The sequence below is a fragment of the Sulfitobacter sp. genome, from assembly GCF_036960155.1.
Taxonomy (GTDB): domain Bacteria; phylum Pseudomonadota; class Alphaproteobacteria; order Rhodobacterales; family Rhodobacteraceae; genus Sulfitobacter.
In genome coordinates this window covers 532,394-545,239 of record NZ_JBALWB010000002.1, presented here as the reverse complement: position 1 = coordinate 545,239, position 12,846 = coordinate 532,394, and the positions used below count along the sequence as shown (strand labels likewise).

General features: G+C 56.4%; 17 protein-coding genes. All 17 read right to left on the bottom strand.

Annotated features, from left to right (window positions below):
- Nucleotides 1–3 precede the first annotated feature (3 nt).
- The 17 genes from V7775_RS09270 to fabG all read right to left on the bottom strand — a co-directional run bounded on the left by V7775_RS09270 (nt 4) and on the right by fabG (nt 12,836).
- Nucleotides 4–672, bottom strand: coding sequence for a phage tail tape measure protein (locus V7775_RS09270; RefSeq protein ID WP_335751600.1), 669 nt, complete (start codon nt 670–672; stop codon nt 4–6).
- Nucleotides 662–871 carry a rcc01693 family protein gene (locus V7775_RS09265; RefSeq protein WP_335751599.1) on the bottom strand — a complete coding sequence of 70 codons (210 nt, stop codon included), beginning with the start codon at nt 869–871 and terminating at the stop codon, nt 662–664. The genes V7775_RS09270 and V7775_RS09265 overlap by 11 nt, the downstream gene beginning before the upstream one ends.
- A complete protein-coding gene (locus V7775_RS09260; RefSeq protein ID WP_335751598.1) occupies nt 868–1,182 on the bottom strand; it encodes a gene transfer agent family protein in 315 nt (104 codons plus the stop codon). The genes V7775_RS09265 and V7775_RS09260 overlap by 4 nt, the downstream gene beginning before the upstream one ends.
- Before the next feature lie 2 nt (nt 1,183–1,184).
- On the bottom strand, nt 1,185–1,613 hold the full coding sequence (locus V7775_RS09255; RefSeq protein ID WP_335751597.1) for a phage major tail protein, TP901-1 family: 429 nt from the start codon (nt 1,611–1,613) through the stop codon (nt 1,185–1,187).
- Between the two features lie 38 nt (nt 1,614–1,651).
- Nucleotides 1,652–2,062, bottom strand: coding sequence for a DUF3168 domain-containing protein (locus V7775_RS09250; protein WP_335751596.1), 411 nt, complete (start codon nt 2,060–2,062; stop codon nt 1,652–1,654).
- A complete protein-coding gene (locus tag V7775_RS09245) occupies nt 2,059–2,397 on the bottom strand; it encodes a phage head closure protein (RefSeq protein WP_335751595.1) in 339 nt (112 codons plus the stop codon). Before V7775_RS09245 ends, V7775_RS09250 begins: the two co-directional genes overlap by 4 nt.
- A complete protein-coding gene (locus tag V7775_RS09240; protein WP_335751594.1) occupies nt 2,394–2,993 on the bottom strand; it encodes a head-tail connector protein in 600 nt (199 codons plus the stop codon). The genes V7775_RS09245 and V7775_RS09240 overlap by 4 nt, the downstream gene beginning before the upstream one ends.
- Nucleotides 2,994–3,175: 182 nt before the next feature.
- A complete protein-coding gene (locus V7775_RS09235) occupies nt 3,176–4,345 on the bottom strand; it encodes a phage major capsid protein (protein WP_335751593.1) in 1,170 nt (389 codons plus the stop codon).
- Between the two features lie 11 nt (nt 4,346–4,356).
- The gene (locus V7775_RS09230) at nt 4,357–4,971 is read right to left on the bottom strand and encodes an HK97 family phage prohead protease (protein ID WP_335751592.1); all 615 of its coding nucleotides are present in this window, start codon (nt 4,969–4,971) and stop codon (nt 4,357–4,359) included.
- 21 nt (nt 4,972–4,992) lie between these two features.
- A complete protein-coding gene (locus tag V7775_RS09225; protein ID WP_335751591.1) occupies nt 4,993–5,220 on the bottom strand; it encodes a GTA head formation protein, RCAP_rcc01685 family in 228 nt (75 codons plus the stop codon).
- The gene (locus V7775_RS09220; protein WP_335751590.1) at nt 5,213–6,382 is read right to left on the bottom strand and encodes a phage portal protein; all 1,170 of its coding nucleotides are present in this window, start codon (nt 6,380–6,382) and stop codon (nt 5,213–5,215) included. Before V7775_RS09220 ends, V7775_RS09225 begins: the two co-directional genes overlap by 8 nt.
- A gap of 195 nt (nt 6,383–6,577) precedes the next feature.
- Nucleotides 6,578–7,948, bottom strand: a complete 1,371-nt coding sequence (locus V7775_RS09215; RefSeq protein WP_443070107.1) for a DNA-packaging protein — start codon at nt 7,946–7,948, stop codon at nt 6,578–6,580.
- A gap of 417 nt (nt 7,949–8,365) precedes the next feature.
- Nucleotides 8,366–9,529, bottom strand: a complete 1,164-nt coding sequence (mltG, locus tag V7775_RS09210; RefSeq protein WP_335751589.1) for an endolytic transglycosylase MltG — start codon at nt 9,527–9,529, stop codon at nt 8,366–8,368.
- A complete protein-coding gene (fabF, locus tag V7775_RS09205; RefSeq protein WP_335751588.1) occupies nt 9,530–10,789 on the bottom strand; it encodes a beta-ketoacyl-ACP synthase II in 1,260 nt (419 codons plus the stop codon).
- Between the two features lie 157 nt (nt 10,790–10,946).
- Entirely contained in the window at nt 10,947–11,480 is a 534-nt protein-coding gene (locus V7775_RS09200) for a GNAT family N-acetyltransferase (RefSeq protein WP_335751587.1), read from the bottom strand.
- 180 nt (nt 11,481–11,660) lie between these two features.
- Complete coding sequence (locus V7775_RS09195; protein ID WP_335751586.1) at nt 11,661–11,894, bottom strand: acyl carrier protein; 234 nt, start codon at nt 11,892–11,894, stop codon at nt 11,661–11,663.
- A 204-nt stretch (nt 11,895–12,098) separates the two neighbouring features.
- A complete protein-coding gene (gene fabG / locus V7775_RS09190) occupies nt 12,099–12,836 on the bottom strand; it encodes a 3-oxoacyl-ACP reductase FabG (protein ID WP_335751585.1) in 738 nt (245 codons plus the stop codon).
- Nucleotides 12,837–12,846 lie beyond the last annotated feature (10 nt).

Sequence of the window (12,846 nt, the reverse complement as noted above, 5' to 3'; positions counted from 1 at the left end):
CTATTATCGGTTTTTCTGACCTGCGCTCAATGCGCGGCTCATCTGTGCTGCGATCTGCCCGCGCGAACGCTGGAAACCTGCCGCATCCGGTGTTGTGATGTTCATCACCACCGTGGGTGCTCCGCCGCCATTACCGCCACCCGCACGCACCCCAAGCTTGCCATCAGGGCCACGTGCCAATGGCATAATCGCCTCTGGCCCCGCTTCTCCCATGACACCCATGCCACCGCGCATCCCGAAATGGGTCGCCTGAGACACAACACCGCCGTCGGCAAAAGGCATCACCCGCCCCGAGCTGAATGGCGCACCATTTGCAAAGGGCAAGATACCCTGCACAAGCCCCGAGACCCCTTGGGTCAACAGCCCACCAAAGTGATCTGTGACTGGCTTGACCGCCGCGTTGTAGGCGCTGTTAGACAACGATTGGGCAACAGTGCTCAGCGCGTCCGACAGCTTCAGACCGTCAAAAACAACACCGTCAAACGCACGCCGAAGCCCGCGGCTCAATCCCTTTTCCAGTGTCGCAACATCTTTGCCTGTCGCCGACAGAGACGTGCTCATTCTACGTAGCTCACTGTCAAAACCAGACACCAGAACACTAGTCTGACCCAGCGTTTGGTTCAACTCGGAGGCATCTGTCGCCAGATCTTCAAAACCATCATCATCCATCATCAATTTGATCCTTTTTCTTGTCCGGATAGGCCGCCATCAAGGCTGCTAAACCGCCACTCAGCATTGGCGCTTTGCTTGCGTCACTGCCCAGCATCAGCTGCAGTTCCGCAGGCGTCAGTGCCCAGAACGCGTCAGGGCTTAGGCCCAGACCGTGAAGGCCGGCCCGCATTAATGCGGGCCAGTCAAAACCATTGTTCATGGCGCAACCACAAATGCCCGCGCCAATAACTCAGCGGCCGCTTGGGCTGCACGCATTGGTCCGCCCTCAATCTCGGCCTGCGCTAAAGTGTCAGGGTCGATCTGAATGCCGCCACCGCGCATTCCTGCACACAACAGCGCCAACACGTCGCGCGTGCTAAATCCGCCAGTCTCAAACCGCTGCACCAGCGCCATAAGCGACGGCTCAGCCAGTTCTTCCTCCAACTCCGCCAACGCGCCTAGCGTCAGCTTCATGCGGTGGTGCTGGTCATCCACAACCAGCACCACTTCTCCCCTCCACCGATTTTCCATTTTTATTCAACCGGATCGACGTAAGGAACAAATTGCAACTGACCCGCAGAGGCCAATGACAGCTCGTACGTTGCCTCACCGTTCAACTGACCTGAATATTCCAGAGAGGTGACCTGAAATGGCCCCTCAACAACGCCAAATTCGGGAATAACCACCTGAAAATTTGGCGTCAGCCCGTCAAACAACAACTGGCGCGCACGCTCGTCTGTTGCTTCATCGCGAAACACCCCTGAACCGCTAATCGCAGCAGATCGCACCCCTGCGCCCGCCAGCAGCTCACGCCAGCCCCCTGCACTATCCAGCGCCGTCACATCAACCGCCTCAGCGTTGAAACTGATGCGCGTGGCCCGCAAACCTGCGATGGTCTCAAAATTACCATCCGTGCTCATGTCCACTTTGACCAATAGGTCCTTGCCTGCTTGAACAGCCATTTTACGTACTCCTGATGTTTGCCTTGCGGCGTTGAGAATTAGTCGTCCTGCACACGCGCGCGGAAACGCAGATCAATCTGGCGTGCGCTTGCGGAATCTATGCGTTGCGCCACAGCGCGCTCGAACCTCAGCGAAACCAATGAGCCCCGCGATAGTGTCAGTTCAGCGTCCTGCAATGCGTCGCTCACGGCTCCTGCTGCGGCTTTGGCAGAGGTAAAACCGGGGTTGGTTGTGATGACCGACACAGTAAAACTGTGCACCGCACCTTCCCCGCTGATGTCCGAGGCTTCGCGCACCGTCTCTGATCCCAGCAGGACATAAAGGGCCGGCACAGTGCCTACAGGCACAGCATCATAAATCGCGGTCCCCACCAGCGTGGTCAGCGCCGTATCAGCGCTCAACGCAGTAAATACAGCCGCCTGAAGCGCCCCTGAAACTCCATAACTCATACAACTTGCTCCTCTTGGGCAAAACAGGTCAGATACCGGCCTGCCGGATCTGCTTCTGTCACTGCCTGAATTGTAAAAATCCGATCCCCGTCTCGAAATCGTTGGGGTGCTGCAGGCCGCTGATTACTGCCGATGGGGGCACCGCGAACCGTGATGCGATACGCCATGCGGCTCACCGGAGCCCCGTTGCGCGCCGTTTCGCGGCCACTGCGCGGTGTAACCTCCGCCCACAATATTCCTGCCGGAACCCAGCCTTGCACATATCCGCCCGCGCCATCGCTCAGCGTATCTGGGGTTTCTAGCACCAGCTGACGATTGAGATGAGGGGCCTTCATGCCACCGCCCCGCTGCGACCCAACCGCAAGCGGCGGAAACGCTCGATCAACGAAGCCACACCAAACGGCATACATCCGTCACTCAACGCAGTGTCATGGCGGTATTCGTAATAATGCGACGCCAGCATCAACACAGCTTGCTGCATATCGGCAGGCACATCGTCCCACTCAACACCAAAACCCGCCATAAACCGTACACGCAATTCACCGCCCGTTTCAGGCTGGGGTAGACTGGCCCCCACAGCACGCAACCGTGGCAAATGCCCATCCCGTTCCAGCCAGTAAACATCGTTGCCTACCGTTTGCTCAATGCCGCCGCGTGACACCAAATTCACATCCGCAATCAACGTAACAGGCGCGACCGTGAACGGGATTATATCTCCGTTGTGCTGCGCAGATGAAACCATCGTAAATTCGCGTTCCATCAGCACCTTACCGGTCCGCGTTTCAATCGCTGCCATGGCAGCGCGCAGAAAACTAGCCAACACCACGTCTTGCAGAGTGTCCTCGTCGAACCCGCTCCCCATACGCATATGCGCCTTGAACGCCGCAATCGGCAGGGCCGCATCCGGCACATTTGTTTCTTCGATCAACATCCAAAAGCCTCTCTCAAACTTGCCATACAATTTCGTCCTTGCAGGCCACTCCCCCGTCCCGGACGTACACCCCGTCTTCGCATTGCTCGGTCGGAGGGGAGCAGCTAGACAACACGAAGCGGTATTCAGGGCGTACGCCCGGACCAAGGCGGGTTACCCCGCCCTGGTTTCAGCACTCCGATTTAGGAGGTGCCGAATTTCAAAAGCTTGATTGCAGCAAAATCGCTCACATCACCGCCAACGCGTTTGGTTGCGTAGAACAAAACATGTGGCTTGGCGCTGAAGGGATCGCGCAAGATGCGCAGATCAGGTCGCTCGGCAATGGTGTAACCGGCGGCAAAATCACCAAAAGCCATGGCAAGTTCATCGGTGCCCGCATCCGGCATATCTTCGGCGATCAGCACTGGATAGCCCATCAGACGCGCAGGCTCGCCAGCAGCCAGACCATCAGACCACAAGAAGCGGCCATCCATGTCCTTCAGCTTGCGCACAAGGCCCGCAGTCTTGGAATTCATCACAAAGGACGCGTTGGCACGGTACTGCGCACCCAGCGCATAGACGACATCAACGATGGAATCCGCAGTGACTTCACCCGCAACACCTGTCGGCACATAGCCAAGATTGCCCCATGCCCAAACGTCGTTGTCAACGGAAGCATGCGCAAGGAAACCCTTGGGTTTGTCGATGCCATCGCCATTGATAAATGCACCTGCTTCGGCACGGGCAAATTTATCTGCGATACGGCCAGCCAGCCAACCCTCGATGTCAAACGCCGCATCATCCAGCAGACGCTGGGACGCTTTTGGCAGCGCGCTCAGCTCGTGCAACTGAACCGTGATGCGGTCAATCTGCGGCGTATCGCTTTCGGCAATTGTGGAGGCCTCAGTTGCCCAACCCGCACCTACATCGGTGTGATCCACCAGCACATCATACGACGTGGCCTCAACGTTCACGACAGACGCAATAGCGCGGATCGAAGCCGTTGTGTTCAGAACAGATTTCACCGTCTCCGAAGTTTGCGGATCAACAAGATACCCACCATCCGAATTCACGGCCGAGGACAGCGCCTTGCCCTCCAGCTCAAGGCCGCGCAGGCCGTCATCATCACCCGAACGCACATAAGCATTAAAGGCCTTCTTATGCGGCGCGCCCGCGTCAGTAGCACCCGCCAACGGCGTACGTGCGGCAGTCATTGTTTTACGATCCAGCATGGTCATTCGCTCTTCTGTTTGTTGAAGTTTGGTCTCAATTTCGGCTTGGAAGCCCTTGAACTGTGTGACGAAACCACTCACGGCGCGTCGCACATCCTCAGCCGGGGAAAGCTCCGCGGCATCTCGTTCGGTTCTGCTCATCTGCATTCCCCTTATGGTTGCTTGGACACAGGTGTGATGGCGGCACATGCCGTATCAAAAACCTCTGCCATTTCACGCAGGACGTCTGCGACCGGACTTAATCCATCCGCCTTTGCCCCCACCCGCGCACTGGGCAGCATTGGGAACGTCACCACCGACACCTCCCAAAGCTCCAGTTCCTGCAAGAGCCGCTGGCCCTTGGTATTCTTGCTGGCTTTCACCGTGCGGTAGCCAATCGACAAACCGTCAATGGCACCTGCCTCAATAAGCGCGATCGCCTCGCGGCCCTTTTCAACGGACTGTAGAATGCGCCCTTTGACGAACAGGCCCTTGGCGTCTTCCTGCACCACATCCCACACACCAATCGGTTGCGCCGGATCATGTTGCCACAGCATCTTCACGCCACGTTTCGCCGCCTTCAGAGCCTTCAAACTGGCGCCATACGCACCCTTTTGAACAACATCATTGCCTTGATCGACATCCCCGAAAAAGCTGGCATAGCCTTTGATCTCAACGCCGCCGTCTACCTTGGCGACTTCGTCAAACTGCATGAACTTGCGCTCAAGAGCAGGCAAACCTTCCCCGTTCTCCGCGCCCTGCGCGAAGCCATTTCCACTCATATCCATGATCTTCTCCTGTATTCCTGTTCAGCCCGCAGGCCCCATCACCAGAAACGTTCGCACCGCTTGCGCCAAAATCACCGCAACCACTCCGTAAACCGTCAACCAAAGCCGCCTCTCAAGGCGCTCCATCATCAGCTCGATCCGGTCCAACCGCTTGGTGAGGTTCTCAAAATGGATGGCACTCACGCGCTCATGCGCCTGCAACTGCATTCCCGGTGCACATAAAAATCGTTCAGGGGGATGCTCACTCATCCGCTACCACCACTGGCAGCCCCAGCATCGCCCGCTTTTCCGCTTCCGTCAGGAAATCAGCGCCCGCCACACGTGCCCACTGCGCATCCCGCTCGGCGCTCAACGCTGGCACCTGATCCAGATTTGGCTTCAGCTCTACCAACTCATCCGTGAAACCGGACAACCAATGCGCCAGTACCGCCGTCACACGTGTCGCCAGTGGCAAAACTGTCAGACGGTAAAATGCACGGTGCGCTTCTTGGTAATTCGCATAGGTCGCGTCACCCTGAATGCCGATCAACATCGGCGGCACACCAAACGCCAAGGCGATCTCACGCGCGGCCGCTTCCTTGGTCTTTTGAAACTCCATATCTGATGGAGAGAACCCCATTGGCTTCCAATCCAGCCCGCCCTCCAGCAACATCGGACGCCCCGCATTGCGCGCACCTTGATGATGGCTCTCCATCTCATTGACCAGGCGCTCGTATTGGTCCGTGCTCATCGCACCCTGACCATCCGCACCTTTGTAAATAATGGCCCCCGATGGCCGCGCCGCATTATCCAACAACGCCTTTGACCAGCGCGAAGCGGAATTATGCACATCCACCGCCGTCGCCGCCGCCTGCATCGGGCTAAACCCATAGTGATCATCTTGCGGATGGAAATTGCGGACATGACAGATCGGCGCGCCCTGTGTGGCGTCAAACCGGTGTTTGCGCCCCCCCACAGCGTATTCATAGGCCACAGGCCACCCATCTGCGCCTGGCACCACTGACATACGCTCAGAGCGCAACACGTGCAGCTCCAACGGCACACCTGCATCACCACCAACCGCTTCTAGGTATCCATTACCCGACAACAGCAACTGTCCGTATAGCGCTTCCAGAAACTCGGCCCGTCCCTGCGCGCCGTTTGGCCGTGCAATCAGCCCAAGCACGGGATGCGCATCAAATCTCTGCTCGGCGTCCTGCAAAACCAACGGCAACGCCGCCGCCGCCTCAGCGATCAATTTGACCGAGCGAAACCCGACAGGATTGCCCGCAAAACCCGTCCGCGTCAGCGATACAGTATCCCGCGGGCTCCACGCCACACGGCCAGAGCTTTGCATAGAAACGACACGCCCCGTCGCCGATGCTTTGGCTTCCACTACGTCCGCCGTTCCACGCTTTAGAAAATCAAACACCTAAGCTTCTCCTTGGTCATATCCCGCCGCAGACTGACTGCTTGGGCGTCTCTGAAGAACAATCTCTCACCAAAGGTTTAATGCTGCCGGACCAGAGCGCCCGCACGGTGCGCAACACCACTTGCTCCAATAAAATATGGCGACAAAAAAAAGGGAGGCCAAAGCCCCCCTTTCCAAAACACATCCCAAATGACGCTAAAGCGACCGTACCCCCGGTTGTCGCCACTTTGCAGCCGGTTCAATCATCAATTCATGAAGCGCCCACACCAGCGCATCCACACGGTCAGGTGATCCACCGCCTTCATAACCTTGCCGTGTCATCCGCGTCATCTGATCCTCAAGGCCATTCAGGTCGGCCACATGCTTTACCCGCCCCTGCTCATACAGCGCAGCAATCGGTTCGGCGCGCGCAACCTTGCCACGGCTGGCATGAACGCCTTTGTAAGGCACCAGCGGATCAACCTGCCGGATCACCTCTTGAACCATCTGTCCGCCTTGATTGACCTCAGCCACCAGACGGTCCGCGCCAAACCGCTCCATTGCAGCAATTGCTGCGCGCGCCCAGCCACTAGGACCCTGCCCCGAAACGGTGCAATCGCCCAAAACATACGCGCGCCAATCTTGTGGCGGGCCACTACATTGCACACCCGCAACTACAATCCCGCATTCATCCGCCGATGCACCCGATGTGGTCGCAGGGTCCACTGCAACTACAATCCGGTCCAACACGGGTACTTCTGCAACCCGCGTGCCTTCCAGCATTTCAGACGTCCAAAGCGCACCCTCAGCATCCGCCAATAACACCCCGTCCAGCTCCTGCCGTCCCAACCGCGTCCCGCGATAGCGCGCACGCACTTCTTCCAGAAACGATGCCGCCAGATTCGCACGGTTCGCTTCGGTTGGCGCATGGGTCACAACAGTGGACGGCGATTTCAACAACGCCTTAAGCACACCAACATTGCGGGGCGTCGTCGTAACGCACACCTGTGGTTGATCCCCCAGTCGCAACGCAAACTGCAACATATCCCACGTCTCCTGTGATTTTTTCCATTTGGCGATTTCATCCACCCACGCCGCATCAAACTGCGGCCCGCGCAGCCCCTCAGGGTCGTGCGCCGAATGAACGGTAGCAATGGCACCGTTGGGCCAGACTAGCCGCTTGCGGGTCGCCTCCCAATCAGGACGACGGTCTTCGGGCGAGCAGGCCAAAATACCGCTATCCCCGAAAATCATCACTTCGCGCACCTGCTCAATGGTTTCACCCACCAGCGCAACGCGACGGCACCGCCCTGCATCCAATGGCCGTGCGCCTTCAACAGCAGCACGCACCCACTCCGCGCCAGCGCGGGTTTTACCCGCACCACGCCCCCCCATAATGACCCACGAGCGCCAATCACCACTTGGTGGCAGTTGGTGCTCCATGGCCCAAAAATCGAATAAGTAAGGGAGAGCACGAAGCTCTCCCTCATCCAGCTCATTCAGGAAACTGTCCTGAACCGATGGAACAGCGGAGCCGATCAAGTTTGCACCCGATATCAGCCCGCGCTTTGTCGAGGTCGAGGGCATATCCCCCTCGCGCAATTCCAGCTTGTTTGTTTCGGCAGTCATTCAAGATCAATCCCGCTTTTTGACAACGTGCGACCGTCTCCGACAGTTGGTTAACAGTCTTTGATGTTGTGGTTGCATCAATTTCCTCTCCGGCTATGGCCCGTTCTTTCAGGCTCTCTAATGCTTCTCTAAGTTCGGCAAGCGAACGCTGAACAGAGGCAAACATAGCCTCTGCATGCGCCAACTCATCAAGGTGCGGCACCGGTTGGGTAGTCATATGTTCTCGGTCCTTTCGCTTGGATTCCTCCAATCGAAAGACATGAAAAAACGGCCCCGACTATCCGTCAGGGCCGCTCCCCAAATCTCCTAGCATGAGACTGGTATACTTCATGTGTGTTAGCCGTTTACTGAACCAGCGAACGGTGCGCGCAACACCTAGTTGCCCGAAGCAGCATTACGCTCCGCTTCGATCTTACGCCACTCAGCCACATTATTGTTATGCTCGTCCAAGGTCACCGCAAAGGCGTGACCGCCCGTGCCGTCCGCTACGAAAAAGATGTAGGGCGTCTCATCAGGCTGTGCAGCAGCCAATAGGCTGGCGCGTCCTGGATTTGCAATTGGCGTTGGTGGCAATGCTGGGATGACATAGGTGTTATATGGCGTCTCGCGACGCAATTCACTGCGGCGCAAACCACGACCAAGAATACCCTCACCCTTTGTAATCCCATAAATCACCGTCGGGTCCGTCTGCAGACGCATCCCTTGGTTCAGCCTGTTCACAAAAACGCTGGAAACCTGCTTACGCTCTCCCGAAACGCCAGTCTCTTTTTCAATTAATGACGCAAGGATCAACAACTCTTCGGGGTTGTCGATTGGTAAATCATCTGCACGCGATTCCCAAGCGGCTGCCACCAGCGTTTCCTGCGCTTCTTGCATCCGCGCAATCAGGGCCGCGCGGTCATCCCCTTTACGCACCTCATAACTATCCGGCGCAAGCGATCCCTCTGCGGGCGTCTCAGCGACAGCGCCCTCCATGATATCCATGCCCGAGATCGCATTCACCACCTGCCAGCTTGTTACACCCTCAGCCATCGCAATACGGAACCGAACATCGCCCTGATCACGGGTCTCTGTGTATTCTACCGGAACCTCATCCGTCCCCGGCGTGAATTGCGCCAGTTCAGCAAAGCGGTTTGTCACAGGATCTAGCTCGCGCACCTGAACACTCACGCGGTTCACACCAATGCGGTACACAATTTCAGTACCACACGTGCTTGCACCGCCGCGGGTGATCACATCAACGATCTCTTTCATCGTGGCTTCCGGCTCTACCAAAAAGCTGCCCGCTTTCAGTTGGCCAGCCTTCTCCTCGTAATCCGCACCAATGCGAAAAATCGAAGCCGAACTGACAGCACCCTGATCAGCAAGGTTCTGGCCGACACGGCGCATGTTACTACCGCTTTTTACCTGCACACAGACCGCTTGGGTCAGTGGACCAGGCGCATCATATTGCGCCTTGCCCCACATGATCACGCCACCCAACAGGAAAAGACCTACCACCAAAAAAGTGAGGGCATTGGCCGCAACATGGCGCCACATTTACTCGACCTTTCCGAACAATACGCTAGCGTTTGTTCCACCAAAGCCGAACGAGTTACTAAGCGCCACTTTGATTTCACGTTTTACTGCTGCATTCGCGGCCAAATCGATTTTGGTCTCTACTGCCACATTATCAAGGTTGATCGTTGGCGGTGCTATCTGATCGCGGATCGCAAGGATCGAGAAAATCGCCTCAATCGCGCCCGCAGCCCCCAAAAGGTGCCCTGTTGCCGATTTAGTCGAAGACATGGTCACATTACCAGCATGCTCCCCCAACATCCGCTCAACCGCACCCAATTCGATGGTATCCGCCATCGTGGAAGTACCATGTGCGTTGATATAATCGATGTCTTTGGGTTCCAGTCCTGCATGACCCAGTGCTGCCCGCATGGAACGCTCACCACCTTCACCGTCCTCGGACGGAGCCGTGATGTGGTGTGCATCGCCCGACAGGCCATAGCCAATCACTTCGGCGTAAATCTTGGCACCGCGTGCTTTCGCGTGTTCGTATTCTTCAAGAACCACAATACCAGCACCCTCACCCATCACAAAGCCATCACGGTCTTTATCATAAGGACGGCTCGCTTTCTTGGGGTCATCCTCGCCTTTGGTGCTCAGCGCTTTGCAGGCATTGAAACCCGCAATGCCAATTTCACAAATCGCCGCTTCCGCGCCGCCCGCAATCATCACGTCGGCATCACCGAACTGGATCAAACGGCTGGCATCGCCAATCGCATGCGCACCCGTTGAACACGCAGTCACAACCGAGTGGTTTGGACCTTTATAGCCATACTTGATCGACACCTGACCCGAGATCAGGTTGATCAATGCACCCGGCACAAAGAACGGGCTAACACGTCTAGGGCCTTTTTCAGCCATCATCACGGCCGTATTCGCGATGGAATTCAAACCACCAATGCCCGAACCAATCAGAACGCCTGTGCGCTCAAGGCTCTCACGGTCATCTGGTGTCCAGCCCGCATCTTCGATTGCTTGCTGAGCAGCAGCCAGACCAAACAGGATGAACGTATCAATCTTACGCTGATCTTTTGGGGCCATGTAAGTATCGGCATTAAACGTACCGTCTGTGCCGTCCCCCAAGGGAACTTCGCACGCGTATTTTGTGATGACGCGGCTCGCGTCAAAACCTGTGATGGGCCCAGCACCGGACTGACCGTCCAGAATCCGCTCCCAGCTTTTCTCAACACCGTCTGCCAACGGTGTGACCAAACCCAAACCCGTAACGACCACTCTGCGCATATGCTCTGCCCTTTAGTGTAATATTGCTTAGCCTTGGCTATACCTTGCGGGCAGGACATTGTTCAAGTCTTGGGGGCAATACTGGCAAGAATACCCCATTGGCCCCAGAAAGACGTATCAACAAGGCGCATCAATTTGGCCCTCCAGACAGGTGCCCCTAAATCGGAGGCCCTTTTCGGGTCATCAAAACAACCGGATCACCCTCAATCAACGTTTCACGCAGCGCAACATACCCCAACGTCTGGGCAATCTTCAACGAACCTTCATTGTCCGGCGTGATCATACACACGCTGCGTCCTGCAACCACACGGTCAAACCAGTCATGCGCCGCTGATGCAGCATCAATTCCAATTCCCTGGCCCTGAAATTGCGGGTCCAATACCCAGCCAGCTTCGGGAAATGGATCAAAATCCTCCCCCAACCCACGAGACCCATAGAAGAATCCGGTCTGACCCGACATTTCGGAATGACCGTGAATTTGAACCGCCCATTGACCAAATCCCGTGATCTGCCAGTGGCCCGCATTGCGCAAAAACGAATCCCAACTGCGGGACTTGGGCCATGGCTTGCCGCCAACATGGCTCACGACCTCGGGTTTTGCCCAAATATCAGCAAAACGCGCAAAATCTTCTGTTCGCATACCGCGCAGGGTCACACGCGGCGTATTGATCGTCGGAATTGTGCGGAGCATTAAATGCGCGACTTTCTTTGAGGATGTAAATGAAGGTGGATACAGAGGTACAGCAAGAATTGCCCCTTCGCTCCACATCCGACAACCCCAATTCGCTACCAGAATCAAAAACGGCGCCAATCCGCAAAGGGAAGCGCCGTTTAAGTAATTTATTGCCGAGCGGACCCGACGAAAGCCTGATTAAGAGGCTTCTGTGATGAACTTGACTGCGTCACCGAAGGTTTGGATATTTTCGGCCGCGTCATCAGGGATTTCGATGCCGAATTCTTCTTCGAATGCCATTACCAGCTCGACAGTGTCGAGGCTGTCTGCACCCAGATCATCAATGAAAGAGGCGTTTTCGGCCACTTTGTCTTCTTCAACACCAAGGTGCTCAACAACGATCTTTTTAACGCGGTCTGCAACGTCGCTCATACTATAGTCCTCACTCATCGGGCCATTTGGCCCCGTTTGGGTTTCCGCCACTTCAATAGTGGAAGGGGTCAGAAGGTGCCCTTATAGGGCGGCTCGTTTTCCTTGCTCGCACAAGGCGCGGGTCACTTGCAAGCGCCCGTCTGGTTTAATCTGCGCCCCCTTTAGCATATGATGCGAGGTACGCAAACGCTTATCCAAGCGCTTTTACAACATGGCCATGCCACCATTCACATGCAAGGTGGCCCCGGTAATATAGGCGGCTTCCGCACTTGCCAGATACACAACTGCGCTTGCGATCTCATCAGGAGAGCCCATACGACCAGCGGGAATTTGCCCCATAATTCCGGTTTTTTGATCATCCGTCAGCTTTTCAGTCATGGCCGTTGCAATAAATCCGGGCGCAATTGAATTCACGGTAATACCGCGACTCGCGACTTCATAAGCAAGGCTTTTTGACATCCCGATCATACCCGCCTTTGACGCCGCATAATTCGCCTGACCGGGATTCCCTGTCGCGCCAACAATCGAAGAAATATTCACAATCCGGCCCCAGCGTGCCTTCATCATGCCGCGCATCACACCTTTACACAGCTTGAAAGTCGCCGTGAGATTGACGTTCAGCACTGACTGCCATTCGTCATCAGACATGCGCATAAACAGATTATCGCGCGTGATGCCTGCGTTGTTCACTAGAATATCAACGGACCCCATTGCCGCAGCGGCTTGCTTGGGCAACGCCTCAACAGCTTCCATATCGCTCAGGTTACACGGCAACACATGGGCGCGTTCGCCCAGTTCAGCGGCCAATGCCTCCAACGGCTCGGTGCGCGTCCCCGATAGGCCCACAGTCGCCCCTTGCGCGTGCAATGCACGTGCGATGTCCGCGCCAATGCCACCCGACGCGCCAGTCACCAGCGCATTTTTTCCCGTCAGATCAAACATGTGTCGATTC